This window comes from Mesorhizobium sp. AA23 (assembly GCF_001672435.1).
GTDB lineage: Bacteria > Pseudomonadota > Alphaproteobacteria > Rhizobiales > Rhizobiaceae > Mesorhizobium.
In genome coordinates this window covers 81053-95192 of sequence record NZ_LYTP01000023.1, presented here as the reverse complement: position 1 = coordinate 95192, position 14140 = coordinate 81053, and the positions used below count along the sequence as shown (strand labels likewise).

The following is a 14140-nucleotide window of genomic DNA, read 5'->3' as shown; positions in this document are numbered from 1 at the left end:
ATTTTACAGAGGCAGTATCCGCCTGAGCACCGTCTTTTCTGCGGTCGGCTTCGAGTGACCGACCGTATAGGCGGCGCGCACCGCGACGGCGGCAGCCTCGGCGTCGGCCTCGGTCCGCGCATGGACCAGCGCCAGCGCCTCGCCCGCATGCACCTCCGCGCCCACAGGCAGCAGCCGGGTGAGGCCGACGGAATGATCGATCTTGTCATCCGGACGGACGCGCCCGCCGCCCAGCGCAACGACGGCGAGCCCGATTTCGCGCGTCGCGATCCCGGTGACGAAGCCGTCCTCGGCCGCTTTGACCGCCGATTCCACTGCCGCCTTTGGCAGATATTTCTCCGGATTCTCGACGAAGTCGGCGGGGCCGCCGAGCGCCGTCACCATGCGTGCGAACACCGCCGCCGCGCGGCCGCCGGCAAGCGTCTCGGCCGCGCGCCTGATCCCGTCCTGGTTGGACGAGACAATTCCCGCCGATTGCAGCATCTCGGCGGCAAGCGCCAGCGTGACGTCCTCCAGCCGGCGGTCGCGGAAGCGGCCGGTGAGAAAGTCTACCGCGTTCTTCACCTCGACCGCATTGCCCGCTGCCGAGGCCAGCGGCTCGTTCATGCCGGTCACCAGTGCCGAAGCCTTCAGACCGGCGCCATTGGCGACCTCGACCAGGCTGTTCGCAAGTGCGGCCGCATCGCGCGACTTCTCCATGAAGGCGCCGTTGCCGACCTTGACGTCGAGCACAAGCGAGCCGAGCCCGGCGGCAAGCTTCTTTGACAGGATCGAAGCCGTTATCAGCGGCACCGATTCCACTGTGCCCGTCACGTCGCGGATGGCGTAGAGCCGGCGATCGGCCGGCGCCAGGTCGGCGGTCTGGCCGATGATGGCGCAGCCCGTCTCGAGCACCGTCCTGCGGAACCGCGCCAAATCCGGCCGGCTGACGTAACCGGGAATGGCATCCATCTTGTCCAGCGTGCCGCCGGTATGGCCAAGCCCGCGGCCAGAGATCATCGGCACATAAGCGCCGCAGGCCGCGACGATCGGCGCCAGCATCAGCGAGACATTGTCGCCGACACCGCCCGTCGAATGCTTGTCAGTGACCGGTCCCGGCAAATCGGACCAGTCGAGCACGTCACCGGAATCGCGCATCGCGAGCGTCAGCGCCACTGCTTCCTCGCGACTCATGCCTTTGAGGAACACCGCCATGGCAAAGGCGCCGATCTGGCCCTCCGAGAGCGTGCCGGCCGTGATCCCCTCGATGAAGGTCGCAATCTCGGGCATCGAGAGCTTGTGGCCGTCACGCTTGCGCCGAATGATTTCCTGCGGGAGCATCAGCTTTCCGGCAAACCTTCCTCGAAGACGCGCCGCAGGATCGTCGCCAGCCGCGCGCCGCCGACCGGCGCCATGTCCTTGGTTTCCTGGTGCGAGAGTTCCGCCCCGGTCATGCCTGCCGCAAGGTTGGTGATGACCGAGCAGGCAGCGACCTTGAGGCCGAGGAAGCGGGCCAGGATCACTTCGGGCACGGTCGACATGCCGACCGCGTTGGCGCCCATGACGCGCGCCATGCGGATTTCGGCCGGCGTCTCGAAACATGGTCCGGAAAACCACATGTAGACGCCTTGGTGGAGCGCGGTGCCGGTCTCCTTCGCCGCCGTCTCGATCGCCTTGCGCAAGCCGGCATCATAGGCCTCGGTGAGGCCAACGAAGCGGCGGTCGCTCGGCTCTCCGATCAGCGGATTGGAGCCGGAGAAGTTGATGTGATCGGTAATCATCATCACCGAGCCCGGTCCCATCTCGGGATCGACCGAACCGGCGGCGTTGGTGAGGATGAGATGCGAGATGCCGATGCCGGCAAGCACCTCGAGTGCCGGGCGCATGGCGGCGGCATTGCCGTGCTCGTAATAGTGCGCGCGCCCGGAAAGCATCAGCACCGGCGTGCCGGCGAAACGCCCTGCCACCACCTCGCCGGCGTGGCCGGAGACGCCGCTGCGCGGGAAGCCCGGCAGTTCGGCATAGGGGATGCGCCTTGCGTCCTCCACCTGGTCGACCAGCCCACCAAGGCCGGAGCCCAGCACAAGCGCCGCGGTCGGGGCCAGCCCGTCCAGTTTCTCGACCAGATGATCCAGCGCCTCCTTCATTTCAAGATATCGCCCCTGAAGCCGTAAGGCAGCATGTCGCCCATGGTGACCGTCTCGACCACGCCGGTGTTGTCGCAGAGATAGAGTTTCGTCTCCGGCCGGCAGAATTCCGCCAGCCGCTGCCGGCAGCCGCCGCAGGGCGAGCATTTGGCCATGCGCTCGGCGATCACCGCGATCTCGGTGATCTTGCCGCCGCCGCCCATGATGTAGTGGCCGAGCGCGGTGGTCTCCGCACACCAGCCTTCCGGATAGGACGCCACCTCGATGTTGGCGCCGGTGAAGACGCGACCGTCCTCGGTGCGCAGCGCGGCGCCTACGGGAAACTTGGAATAGGGCGCATAGGCCTTGGCCATCGCCGTCCTGGCCGCTTCGAACAGATCATGCGACATTTCCTTCTTCTCTCCCACGATCTTGTTCAAATTGCCGGTTGCCGAGACTGCCCGAGCCTCAGCGTTCCTTGACATAGGGCACGCCGCCGGCGCGCGGCGGGATCGCCTTGCCGATGAAGCCGGCGAGCAGGATGACGGTGAGCACATAGGGCAGCGCCTGCATGAACTGCACCGGCACTTTGCCCAGGATCGGCAGCGGCGAGCCCTGCAAGCGGATCGATGCCGCGTCGAGGAAGCCGAACAGCAGGCAGGCGAACATCGCGTTGACCGGCTTCCATTTGGCGAAGATCAGCGCGGCAAGCGCGATATAGCCCTTGCCTGCGGTCATGTCCTTTACGAAGCCGCCATTCTGGACCATGGACAGATACGCACCGGCGACGCCGGTAAGGATACCGGTGCAGATCAGCGCCCGATAGCGCAGCCAGGCGACCGAGATGCCGGCGGTGTCGACGGCGGCCGGGTTTTCGCCCACGGCGCGCATCCTGAGACCGAAGCGGGTGCGGAACAGCACCCACCAGGTGAACGGCACCATCGCGAAGGCGAAGTAGACCAGGATCGAATGCCCGGAGATCAGCTCGGCATAAACGGGCCCGAGGATCGGCACGTTGCGAACGGCTTCGGCGCCCGGCCACACGATCGCCTCGAAGCGCTCGCCCGGCTGCAGCGCCGGCGTGCGGCCGCCCTGCTCGAACCAGGCCTGGCCGAGGATGATGGTCGAACCGGCGGCGACGAAGTTGATGGCGACTCCGGAGACGATCTGGTTGCCGCGATGCGTGATCGAGGCGAAACCGTGCACCATGGCGAAGGCGACCGAGATCAGGACGGCGGTGCCGAGACCGAAAAAGGCCGAATGGAAGACCGATGCCGCTGCAGCGCCGGCGAAGGCGCCGACCAGCATCTTGCCTTCGAGACCGATATCGAAGATGCCGGCCCGCTCTGAATAGAGGCCGGCAAGACAGGCAAGCAGCAGCGGCACCGACAGGCGGATGGTGGAATCCAGGACCTGGACGATCGCGTTGAAACTGTCCATCTCAGGCCCCCTTCCCCTTGACCGCCTGCATGCCGACCGATTTCGGGCTGACCGATGCGAACAGCGCCTGGATATAGGGCCTGAACATATGCTCCAGCGCGCCGGCGAAGAGGATGACCAACCCTTGAATGATGACGATCATGTCGCGGCTGATCGCCGGCATCTCGAAGGCAAGCTCGGCCCCGCCCTGGTAGAGCATGCCGAATAGGATCGCCGCCAGCACGATGCCGACCGGATGCAGCCTGCCCATAAGCGCGACCGCGATGCCGACATAGCCGGCGCCCGAGACGAAATCGATCGCCACATTGTGCTGGTCGCCCATCACGGGGTTGAGGGCCATCATGCCGGCCAGGCCGCCCGAGATCATCATTGCGGTGAGGATGATGCGGGTTTCCGAAATGCCGGCATAGCGCGCCGCCTTCGGACTATGGCCATAGGTGCGCATCTCGTAGCCGAGCTTGGTGCGCCAGATCAGCAGCCAGACCAGGAACGCCATCGCCAGCGCCAGCAGGAAGCAGATGTTGAGCGGCGCCGAGCGGATCTTGGCGCCGAACAATTCGATCATCCAGTTGAGCTTCGGCAATTCCGCGCCGGCCAGGAAATTGCGTGTCTGCGGCGCCTGCGATCCGACCGGCTTCAGCGGACCGACCAGCAGATAGACCATCACCGAGGCAGCGATGAAGTTGAACATGATGGTGGTGATGACGATGTGCGAGCCACGCTTGGCCTGCAGATAGGCCGGGATGAAACCCCAGAGCGCGCCGAACGCCGCCGCGGCGACGATCGCCATCGGAAATATCAGCCACCAGGGCAGGACGCTGTCGAAGCTCAGGCAGACGAGCGCGATGCCGAGGCCGCCGATATAGGCCTGGCCTTCGGTGCCGATGTTGAACAGGCTGCAATGCGCCGCCACCGCCACCGACAGCCCGGTGAAGATGAAGGTCGTGGCATAGAACAAGGTGAAGGCGATGCCTGTGCCCTTGCCGAAAGCGCCTTCGACCAGGATGACGGCGGCGCGGAACGGATTTTCGCCGACCAGCATGACGACGAAGCCCGCGACGATGAAAGCAACCGACAGGTTGATCAAAGGGATCAACCCATAATCGGCCCAGGCCGGGAGCTTGGCGTAAGGCGTGCTCATTCGGCGGCCTCCTGGTGCTCGACACCGGCCATCAAGAGGCCAAGCTCGCCTTCCGTCGCTTCCGGTCCGCGTTCGCCGACGATGCGGCCGGCGAACATCACCAGGATGCGGTCGGACAGCGAGCGGATCTCGTCGAGCTCGACCGACACGACCAGCACCGCCTTGCCCTGATCGCGCATGGCGATCAGCCGCTTGTGGATGAATTCGATGGCGCCGACGTCGACGCCGCGCGTCGGCTGGCCGACGATCAGCACGCCGGGATCCTGCTCCATCTCCCTGGCCAGCACGATCTTCTGCTGGTTGCCGCCGGAGAAATTTGCGGTCTTCAGCCGCGGATTGCCGGGACGGATGTCGTATTTCTCGATCTTGTTCTTCGCGTCGGCCATGATGGCATCGACGTTGAGGAACGGTCCCTTGAGATAGCGCTCGTCGTCATGATAGCCGAGGATCGAGTTCTCGTTCTCCTCGAAGGCGAGCACCAGCCCGACATGGTGGCGGTCTTCCGGCACATGGGCGAGACCGCGGTCGCGCAATTCGCCGGGATCGGCCTTGCCGGTCAGGTCGATTGGCTTGCCGTCGAGCATGACCTCGCCCGAGACGGCGTGCCGGATGCCGGAGATCGCCTCAAGCAGCTCCGACTGGCCGTTGCCGGCCACGCCGGCGATGCCGACGATCTCGCCGCCGCGCACGTCGAAGGAGACGTCGTCGACCATGGTGACGCCGCGTGAATCCTTGACCGTCAGGTTCTTGACCGAGAGTTTTGTCGCACCGGCCTCCGACTGGCCTTTCTCCACCCGCAACAGCACGCGCCGGCCGACCATCAGTTCGGCCAACTCGCCGACCGTCGTTTCCCTGGTCACCCTGGTCGCCACCATGGTCCCCTGGCGCATGACCGAGACCGTGTCGGTAACGGCCATGATCTCGCGCAGCTTGTGGGTGATCAGCACCACCGTTTTTCCCTGTTCCTTCAGCTGCTTGAGGATGCGGAACAGATGGTCGGCCTCGGCTGGCGTCAGAACCCCTGTCGGCTCGTCGAGGATCAGGATCTCGGCGCCGCGATAGAGCGCCTTGAGGATCTCGACGCGCTGCTGCAGGCCGACCGGCAATTCCTCGATGATGGCGTCGGGATCGACCTCGAGGCCGTATTCGCGCTCCAGCCGTTCGAGCTCGGAGCGCGCCTTGGCGATGCTGCTCTTCAACAGCGCGTCGGTCTCGGCGCCGAGGATGACGTTCTCCAGCACCGTGAAATTGTCGACCAGCATGAAATGTTGGTGCACCATGCCGATGCCGAGCGCTATCGCGTCGTTTGGGGTGTTGATCGACACCGCCTTGCCGGCGACGCGGATTTCGCCGCTGTCGGCCTGGTAGAAGCCATAGAGGATCGACATCAGCGTCGATTTGCCTGCGCCGTTCTCCCCGACAATGCCATGGATGGTGCCGCGCGTGACTTCCAGGTTGATGTCGCGGTTGGCGCGCACGGCGCCAAAACTCTTGTTGATGCCTATGAGCTCGATTGCGGCTTGCGCCATGCAGCCTGTCCCACTCGTTATTTTTTATCGCTTGGTCAAATGCCTAGCATGATGCCCCGCCCGTGCCAATTGGCCGAAACGCCATTCACTCTCGACAAATCCCCCCGCGCTTGTCAATTTCGAAGGTGGCCGGGAGCTTCACATTCACAGAGACCGGGATGATGACGATGCCTGACGATCGGCTGACGACGCTGGAAATCCGCGCCGCCGAGCAGGAAAAGACGATCGAGGAACTGTCCGGCCAGATCGCCGAGCAGTGGACGGTGATCGAGCGCATGGAACGCAAGCTGGCCGCCCTTGCCGACCGATTCCTGGCCCTGGAGGAGCAGGCCGCTCCCGACGTGCCGGTGACCAAGCCGCCGCACTACTGAGCCTGCAGGGGGAGCGAGCGAGTTCGAGGAGAACGGTCATGGCCGGTGAAGGAGACCGCATCGCAAGGGCCGGCGACTATGTCTTCGGCCTGATGGACGAACGGGAGCGCGCTCGCGCCGAGCGCGACCTACAGATCGATCCCGCCTTTCGCGACGCGGTGCTGCGGCTTGCCGAGCGCATGCGTGCTTTGGAGCCGCAGAGAGCGTCGGCCACGGCTTCGGATGAGCGCTGGCAGCTTATCCAGCGCCGGCTTGGCGAATTGCCGCAAATGCGGTTTGCCGGGCTGGACAAGGGCGATGCGAAGCCGCAGCCGATCGTGATCAACAAGATCGAGCGCAAGCCTTATGGCGTCGGCCTGCATCCCCTTGGCGGCCGGCTCGGCCTGGCTATCGCGCTCGCCCTGGCGGCCGCCTTCGCGCTGGGCTATCTCGCCGGCACGCTATAGGGCGCATGACATCAAAAGCATCGGCTCGCCCTCCTGCTCGAAAGCTTCCGCCGCAGTCCAGCCAAGCGCTTCGTAGAACGGTCGTGCCTGCCAGGTGTAGAGATAGAGCCGGTTAACGCCGGCCGACGCGGCGTGGCCTTCTATGGCTCTGACCAGCGCCGTGCCAACGCCCTGCCCTCGATACGCCTTGTCAACAACAAGCCCGGCGAGCCACGGCGTCAGATCATGCGCCGGGTCGATCTCGTTGCGGACGAAGAGGCAGCTTCCGATCGGCGGGCCGCCGAGGCGGGCGACGACAGCCGCCTCGAACCCGTCGCCTGCGATCAGCCGGCGAAGTCCCGCAATATCCTCTGCGAGCGTCCGGCCGGTGCCCTCAAAGAAGGCGGCCAGGCGCAGCTTGGCGATCGCCTCGACATCGCGCTCCGTCATGGCTTCGATAATCGGTTGCATGATGCTGGTCCCAAAAACAAACCGCCGGGCAAAAAGCCCGGCGGTCTAAGAAGCCTCGTTCAGTTGCCGATCAATATGGGCAGTTGTTGTCGGTGGTGTAATCGTGCACCTGGACCTTGCCGGCGATAATGTCGGCCTTGGCCTTTTCGACCGCCGCCTTCATCTCGTCCGTCACCAGCGCCTTGTTGTTGTCGTCCATGGCGTAGTCGACACCGCCTTCCTTCAGGCCGAGATTTTCGACGCCGCCCTTGAAGGTCCCGTTCTTGCCGTCCATGAAAGCCGTGTAGACGGCAACGTCCACGCGCTTCAGCATCGAGGTCAGCACCTTGCCGGGCTGCAGGCCGTTCTGGTTGGAGTCGACGCCGATGCCGAGCTTGCCGGCATCCGCGGCCGCCTGCAGCACGCCGACGCCGGTGCCGCCGGCCGCGGCATAGACGACGTCCGCGCCCTGATCGATCTGCGTCTTGGCGATCTCGCCGCCCTTGGCGGGGTCGTTCCAGGCGGCCGGGGTATCGCCGGTCATGTTCTGGATGACCTCGGTGGCCCCGGCAGACTTGGCGCCGCCGACATAACCACATTCGAACTTGCGGATCAGCGGGATGTCCATGCCGCCGACGAAGCCGACCTTCTTCGACTTTGACGCCATCGCAGCCAGAATGCCGACGAGGTAGGAGCCTTCGTTCTCCTTGAACACCAGCGAGCGGACATTGGGCAGGTCGACGGCATCGTCGATGATGGCGAAGTTGAGGTCGGTATATTCGGCCGCGACCTTCTTCAGCGCATCTTCCCAGGCAAAGCCGGCCATCACGATCGGGTTGCGGCCGTCCTCGGCGAAGCGGCGCAGCGCCTGCTCGCGCTGCGAAGCGTTGGAGACTTCGAATTCGACATAAGCGACGCCGGTTTCCTTCTTGAATTTCTCGGCGCCGTTATAGGCAGCCTCGTTGAAGGATTTGTCGAACTTGCCGCCGAGATCGTAGAGGATGGCCGGCTGGACATCCGCGGCGAAGGCCGGGAGAACCATTGCGGTTGCGGCCAGGAGGCCGAGAACGATACGTTTCATGTGATCCACACCCTGTCGGTTATTTTCCGTTGCACCGCACACCCTGCCCGGTTCTCCGGCAGGCATGCGACGTCAGGCAGGAAGTGTATGCCCCTCCCGCTCGCGGCCAATCTGGCACGGCCCGAAACAAAATTCACGTGGAATTTTGACCTGTTGGAAAAAGCGTGAAGGCCGACCGTTTCGGGCGGAGTCAGCGTCAGTTGGTCGGGGCGAATTCGTGGCGCCGCCGGCGGTAGCCGAGGGCGTAGAGCAGGAACGCCAATACCGCGAACACGGCGAATCCCGGCTGGCCGAGCACCCAGGCGATGATCCCGTCCCAGACCAGCGGACTGGCCTTGGCGCGCACATAGGTCTCGAACGCGGCGCGCGTGTCGGGCGATACCGCCAGCCAGCTTGCGTTGAGCGGCGTCATGACCAGCGCCGACGCCGCGACAGAGCGCGTGGTGTCGATCACCGCCATGATGACAGAAATCGACAACGCAACCATGGCCGCCAGCCGAAAGATGAAACGCAGCATCCAACGCACTCCCCGGGAACACTCCCGTCTGCCCCGCCAAACGACATAGAGCGTGCACAACCGCCACGCAATCGCGACACGTGATTTTGAGTTAGGCCCTCCGCGCCGCTTTGCGCCGGTTGACGCGCCAGATGGCGAAAATCCCGCCGCCGACGGCTCCGATGATCAGTCCGCCCAAGCCGATGAAGACAGCAAAAAACCCGCAGGCGCCCTCGAAGCAGCTCATATGGGTGGCGTCGGCGATTAGCGACCCCGCGAAAAATCCGATGCAGGCGCCGATGGCGCCGCCAAGAATGATGCCGAGCAACGCGGCGACGAGCGAGACCAGGAGCGGCGGGCGTACGGCCTCGGGATTGGCATACACCGTGTCGGCGCCGGCGCCGCGCCGCAGGAGGTAGATGCAGAGCAGGCCGATGGCGATCTCGGCCACCGTGAAGCCCAGCCCTTCGGCCGAGAAGACGAAATCGGGGACAAGAAGCGTGTAGGCCTGACGCACGACGAGCCAAAGGATGATGGCGACCTGCCCGATCGTATAGTGACGCGGGAAACGCGCCGACCGGTTGAAGGCGAGGCCGAGCAGGTAAAGCCCCCACAGAATGGTCACGACGCCACCGGTCAGCCCGCCGTAGATCAGGAAGAGCACGCTTTCCGGCAGATTGAAGTCGCCGATCAGCCGCCAGCTCGAGATCAGGCCATAGGCCGAAAGCGCCATCACGATGATCAGCCACGCCACCGGGATGAAGGAGAGCCCGCTGTCGGGCCGGCCCGCGGGCTGCTGGTTGATCGATGCCATGTCAGGACGATGCCCCTCGCAAAGCCCAAGCAGTTCCGGGAACTGCGTCGTGGTTTTCCGTCCGGAGGTGCACAAAAACAACGCCTCAGGCAGTCGACAGGCGGCCAGAGCCGAAGTCAAGCGCGGGAAACTCCGCCGGCCAGCCTGTGCACAGCATTCGGCTGCATGGCAGGCCACCGAGGCAGCTTCCGTGTCATCCACGGCAAAAGCCACGGAATGACTTGGCATTCGCTTTAGGATCGACTAGATGAGCCCCGCGCCTGTTTTGCCTAGACGGCTAGAGGTGCCGGGAAAGGGTTGCCTGCCGGTTGAAGGCACCCCAAATTTAGGCCGAGAGGCCTTCCCGAGGGAGATGCATCTCCCCAACCCGCGCGGCGAAACCGGCCGACGCGACATGCAAGACGGAGAGGTGGCCGAGTGGTTGAAGGCGCACGCCTGGAAAGTGTGTTTACGGGAAACCGTAACGCGGGTTCGAATCCCGCTCTCTCCGCCAGTTCATAAACAAAATCAATAATTTAGAGCGAATTTCAGAACTTACCCGCCAAAAAGCCCATCATGCAGGATGCTATTGATTTAGACAGCATGCGACGGCATGAGACATCCAGCCGGGATGCCATTCCCATCGTAAAACGGGGAACCCCATTGAGATCGGTGAGCGACTACTCTCAGAGCGCCTTTTGCAAGTGCCTGCCGAAGCGATGAGCGCTCGTTGCGACCCCAAGTTTATGGATGCGGCCGACGGCTCGGCCGTTAATTTCACATAATTTCACATTCCAAATAAGACACAAAAATCGGCCCAGAGCTGACGGCCGAAACGCGCTTAGGCAGTGGGATGCGCCCGTAATGGAGGCCAGGCTTCCGTGTCGATTCCAAATCTTTTGCTCTTCGGCTGTCCGCTCATCCGTCTTGACCAGGACGAACCTACAGCCTATCTCACCGCCATGTTAGCACTCCCCGCTGGCGAGTGCTAACCGGCTCCGGCAACGGAGAACCTTTCAACCTCCGCACCAGGGATATCCAAAATGGCAAAGTCGAAGTTCCGGCCGCTGCATGACCGCGTGGTCGTTCGTCGGGTCGAATCCGAATCCAAGACCGCCGGCGGGATCATCATCCCCGATACGGCTAAGGAAAAGCCGCAGGAAGGCGAGATCATCGCCGTCGGTTCCGGCGCCCGCGACGAAGCCGGCAAGCTCGTGCCGCTGGACGTCAAGGCCGGCGACCGCATCCTGTTCGGCAAGTGGTCGGGCACTGAAGTCAAGCTCAATGGCGAAGACCTTCTGATCATGAAGGAATCCGACATCATGGGCATCATCGGCTGAATATCGGCCTCACCGTCAACTGAATCTTGAATCTTCGGGCTCGATCCGAGCCCCTGCCAGGAGTTAAACATGGCTGCCAAAGACGTAAAATTCTCCCGTGATGCCCGCGAGCGCATGCTGCGCGGCGTCAACATCCTCGCCGACGCGGTGAAGGTCACGCTCGGCCCCAAGGGCCGCAACGTCGTCATCGACAAGTCGTTCGGCGCCCCGCGCATCACCAAGGACGGCGTCACCGTCGCCAAGGAAATCGAGCTTGAAGACAAGTTCGAGAACATGGGCGCGCAGATGGTCCGCGAAGTCGCTTCGAAGACCAACGACATCGCCGGCGACGGCACCACGACCGCGACCGTACTGGCGCAGTCGATCGTCCAGGAAGGCCACAAGGCGGTTGCCGCCGGCATGAACCCGATGGACCTGAAGCGCGGCATCGATCTCGCGGTTAGCGACGTCGTCGCGACGCTGATCAAGAACGCCAAGAAGATCAAGACCTCGGAAGAGGTTGCCCAGGTCGGCACCATCGCCGGCAATGGCGATGCTTCGGTCGGCTCGATGATCGCCGAAGCGATGCAGAAGGTCGGCAACGAGGGCGTCATCACGGTCGAGGAAGCCAAGACCGCCGAGACCGAGCTCGAAGTCGTCGAAGGCATGCAGTTCGACCGCGGCTATCTCTCGCCCTACTTCGTCACCAATGCCGACAAGATGGTTGCCGATCTCGAGGACGTCTACATCCTCCTCCACGAGAAGAAGCTCTCCAACCTGCAGGCCATGCTGCCAATCCTCGAGGCTGTCGTGCAGACCTCGAAGCCGCTGATCATCATCTCGGAAGACGTCGAAGGCGAGGCTCTGGCCACGCTGGTCGTCAACAAGCTGCGCGGTGGCCTGAAGATCGCCGCCGTCAAGGCGCCGGGCTTCGGTGACCGCCGCAAGGCCATGCTGGAAGACATCGCGATCCTCACCGGTGGCCAGGTCATCTCGGAAGACCTCGGCATCAAGCTCGAGAATGTCGGCCTCAACATGCTCGGCCGCGCCAAGAAGGTGTCGATCTCCAAGGAGAACACCACCATCGTCGACGGTGCTGGCAAGAAAGAAGAGATCCAGGGCCGCGTCGCCCAGATCAAGCAGCAGATCGAGGAGACCACCTCGGACTACGACAAGGAGAAGCTGCAGGAGCGTCTTGCGAAGCTCGCGGGCGGCGTCGCGGTGATCCGCGTCGGCGGCGCGACCGAGGTGGAAGTCAAGGAAAAGAAGGACCGTGTCGATGACGCCCTCAACGCGACCCGCGCGGCCGTCGAAGAAGGCATCGTTCCCGGCGGCGGCGTCGCGCTGCTGCGCGCTTCGCTGGCCATCACTGTCAGCGGCGCCAACTCCGACCAGACCGCCGGCATCGCCATCGTTCGTCGCGCACTGCAGGCTCCTGCCCGCCAGATCGCCGCGAACGCGGGCGCCGAAGCTTCGATCGTTGCTGGCAAGATCCTCGAGAACAAGGGCGCGACCTTTGGCTTCAACGCCCAGACCGGCGAGTATGGCGACATGATCGCCATGGGCATCGTCGACCCGGTCAAGGTCGTGCGCACGGCTCTCCAGGACGCGGCCTCGGTCGCCGGCCTGCTCGTCACCACCGAAGCCATGATCGCCGAAGCCCCGAAGAAGGAGTCGGCTGGCGGCGGCATGCCTGGCGGCATGCCCGGCGGCGGCATGGGTGGTATGGGGGGTATGGATTTCTAAGGTCCACTCACCTCAACAATCTCGAGGGGCGGCAGCGATGCCGCCCTTTTCTCTGACACGGAGCCAAGTCCGATCGCCCATCCACAAGGCTACATACGGCGGCACTTTCAGATCCAAAAGACTAAGGCCGTCCAATGCGAAGTAGCTTGAGAAACCTCTCGCGCTAATTGTCATCCCCAGCCTCACACCTCTCAATGGCAGATGATTTCAACGCCATTCTATTTGGTCATTCAGTCGAAATTTACGGCAAGACCGAGGAGACGATGCATCTCGACGGGAAACCCACCATTACAGACGGTAGGCTCACCATAGACGAAATTGCGCTGGTGGGCAGAATTCCAACATTGATCGGCAACAGTCTCTCCGGCGGCGCCTCGTGTGAAGTATCGCCCTTCGTCGTGTCGTTTCCAACCAACAGCAACCCTCGCATTGACGGGCCAATCGAGGGCACCGACTGCGCGTTGGTAACCCGCAAGGTTCAAGATACTGTGATTACATTTTCCATTGCCCCAAGCGCCGGAAGGGTTGGCAAAGCATGGGTGTGGACGCCATCCGCCGGGCTTACCGAGGGGCCGTCCGTCGAAATCCTTACGTGAACTCACCATCAAACATCCGTCCGAACTTTTACGGCGAAGCAATCAGACATGGATAAGGGCTTTGCAACATAGGCCGGGCAATCAGTGACCTACTCGGAACCGACCTTAAGGCATACCGCGAAACGCTCGACGGGGCTGGTTCCGGCAATTCGTCGGCGACGACTATGTCGGAACGGCTTGCACCCCGCATATGTGAGGCCTTCAGGAGGCAATGGTTTTCGTGTCCGCAGGTCTGGCCACCTCTGCATGATTGGCCAGAAAAGGCTCGGGCCGAACTGGCAGCGTGGGCAAAAAATGGATGTAGCTGCAGGCCACACTGATCGCGATCTTTTGACCGAGCATGGATTCGAAACGAATCTGAATGATGATCTTGCAGCAGAAATATTCGGTTGCCTTTACAATCGCGGCCTGCCTCGTTGGCGGTTCAAGCGTTGCACCCATTTCCGATCTAATATGGATTCCCGGAATCGGCGACACGATCGAGATGGTCCGGCGCGATGATCCAAGTGCGGTCCGCTTCGCGCGCCACGCCGCCGGTCGCGCGGCGGATCGGTTCCGGCCTCCGCACGGGGTTTCGGCGAAGCGTTCGGTGGCGGACCAGATCATGCCTCGGTTTGAATGTCGATGTTGTAGCGCCCGCCATGGGCG

17 protein-coding genes and 1 tRNA gene are annotated in these 14140 nt (G+C 63.3%); 6 read left to right on the top strand and 12 right to left on the bottom strand.

Translation table 11 applies throughout. From position 1 onward, the window contains the following. Window positions 1-3: 3 nt before the first annotated feature. Genes deoA through A9K66_RS17135 form a run of 6 tightly spaced genes read right to left on the bottom strand, consistent with a single transcriptional unit; the run spans window position 4 to window position 6215 of the window. Complete coding sequence (gene deoA / locus A9K66_RS17160; protein ID WP_067325762.1) at window positions 4-1320, bottom strand: thymidine phosphorylase; 1317 nt, start codon at window positions 1318-1320, stop codon at window positions 4-6. Further along, window positions 1320-2126: a purine-nucleoside phosphorylase gene (locus tag A9K66_RS17155; RefSeq protein ID WP_067325758.1), complete on the bottom strand. Its 807-nt coding sequence runs from the start codon at window positions 2124-2126 to the stop codon at window positions 1320-1322. The genes deoA and A9K66_RS17155 overlap by 1 nt, the downstream gene beginning before the upstream one ends. Then, window positions 2123-2515, bottom strand: a complete 393-nt coding sequence (gene cdd / locus A9K66_RS17150; RefSeq protein ID WP_067325754.1) for a cytidine deaminase — start codon at window positions 2513-2515, stop codon at window positions 2123-2125. Before cdd ends, A9K66_RS17155 begins: the two co-directional genes overlap by 4 nt. A gap of 58 nt (window positions 2516-2573) precedes the next feature. After that, window positions 2574-3545 (bottom strand): ABC transporter permease, encoded by a 972-nt coding sequence (locus A9K66_RS17145; RefSeq protein ID WP_067325751.1) that lies wholly within the window; start codon window positions 3543-3545, stop codon window positions 2574-2576. A gap of 1 nt (window position 3546) precedes the next feature. Continuing rightward, window positions 3547-4686 (bottom strand): ABC transporter permease, encoded by a 1140-nt coding sequence (locus tag A9K66_RS17140; protein WP_067325746.1) that lies wholly within the window; start codon window positions 4684-4686, stop codon window positions 3547-3549. After that, complete coding sequence (locus A9K66_RS17135; RefSeq protein WP_067325742.1) at window positions 4683-6215, bottom strand: ABC transporter ATP-binding protein; 1533 nt, start codon at window positions 6213-6215, stop codon at window positions 4683-4685. Before A9K66_RS17135 ends, A9K66_RS17140 begins: the two co-directional genes overlap by 4 nt. 161 nt (window positions 6216-6376) lie before the next feature. Here A9K66_RS17135 and A9K66_RS17130 point away from each other — a divergent pair, with 161 nt between their 5' ends. Together A9K66_RS17130 and A9K66_RS17125 are read left to right on the top strand one after the other, a co-directional pair. Further along, window positions 6377-6586, top strand: a complete 210-nt coding sequence (locus A9K66_RS17130; RefSeq protein WP_067002641.1) for a SlyX family protein — start codon at window positions 6377-6379, stop codon at window positions 6584-6586. Between the two features lie 38 nt (window positions 6587-6624). After that, the gene (locus A9K66_RS17125; RefSeq protein ID WP_067325738.1) at window positions 6625-7032 is read left to right on the top strand and encodes a hypothetical protein; all 408 of its coding nucleotides are present in this window, start codon (window positions 6625-6627) and stop codon (window positions 7030-7032) included. Here A9K66_RS17125 and A9K66_RS17120 read toward each other — a convergent pair. From A9K66_RS17120 to A9K66_RS17105, 4 genes are all read right to left on the bottom strand, one after another. Then, on the bottom strand, window positions 7027-7482 hold the full coding sequence (locus A9K66_RS17120; protein WP_067325736.1) for a GNAT family N-acetyltransferase: 456 nt from the start codon (window positions 7480-7482) through the stop codon (window positions 7027-7029). The two genes, A9K66_RS17125 and A9K66_RS17120, sit on opposite strands and share 6 nt — an antisense overlap. A 70-nt stretch (window positions 7483-7552) precedes the next feature. Further along, window positions 7553-8542 carry a BMP family ABC transporter substrate-binding protein gene (locus A9K66_RS17115; protein ID WP_067325733.1) on the bottom strand — a complete coding sequence of 330 codons (990 nt, stop codon included), beginning with the start codon at window positions 8540-8542 and terminating at the stop codon, window positions 7553-7555. Between the two features lie 196 nt (window positions 8543-8738). Continuing rightward, complete coding sequence (locus tag A9K66_RS17110; protein WP_067002648.1) at window positions 8739-9059, bottom strand: hypothetical protein; 321 nt, start codon at window positions 9057-9059, stop codon at window positions 8739-8741. A gap of 91 nt (window positions 9060-9150) precedes the next feature. After that, a complete protein-coding gene (locus tag A9K66_RS17105; RefSeq protein WP_067325731.1) occupies window positions 9151-9852 on the bottom strand; it encodes a hypothetical protein in 702 nt (233 codons plus the stop codon). A 403-nt stretch (window positions 9853-10255) separates the two neighbouring features. Here A9K66_RS17105 and A9K66_RS17100 point away from each other — a divergent pair. The 4 genes from A9K66_RS17100 to A9K66_RS17085 all read left to right on the top strand — a co-directional run bounded on the left by A9K66_RS17100 (window position 10256) and on the right by A9K66_RS17085 (window position 13492). Beyond that, a tRNA-Ser gene (locus tag A9K66_RS17100) sits at window positions 10256-10345 on the top strand. Window positions 10346-10874: 529 nt separating this feature from the next. Beyond that, a complete protein-coding gene (gene groES, locus A9K66_RS17095) occupies window positions 10875-11171 on the top strand; it encodes a co-chaperone GroES (RefSeq protein WP_006203049.1) in 297 nt (98 codons plus the stop codon). A 69-nt stretch (window positions 11172-11240) separates the two neighbouring features. Continuing rightward, window positions 11241-12896: a chaperonin GroEL gene (gene groL, locus A9K66_RS17090; RefSeq protein WP_067325729.1), complete on the top strand. Its 1656-nt coding sequence runs from the start codon at window positions 11241-11243 to the stop codon at window positions 12894-12896. Window positions 12897-13090: 194 nt separating this feature from the next. Further along, on the top strand, window positions 13091-13492 hold the full coding sequence (locus A9K66_RS17085) for a hypothetical protein (protein WP_067325727.1): 402 nt from the start codon (window positions 13091-13093) through the stop codon (window positions 13490-13492). 201 nt (window positions 13493-13693) lie between these two features. Here A9K66_RS17085 and A9K66_RS31635 read toward each other — a convergent pair whose 3' ends face one another. Beyond that, window positions 13694-13933 (bottom strand): hypothetical protein, encoded by a 240-nt coding sequence (locus tag A9K66_RS31635; RefSeq protein ID WP_067325724.1) that lies wholly within the window; start codon window positions 13931-13933, stop codon window positions 13694-13696. Between the two features lie 7 nt (window positions 13934-13940). After that, window positions 13941-14135, bottom strand: a complete 195-nt coding sequence (locus A9K66_RS31630) for a DUF3363 domain-containing protein (RefSeq protein WP_348626448.1) — start codon at window positions 14133-14135, stop codon at window positions 13941-13943. Window positions 14136-14140 lie beyond the last annotated feature (5 nt).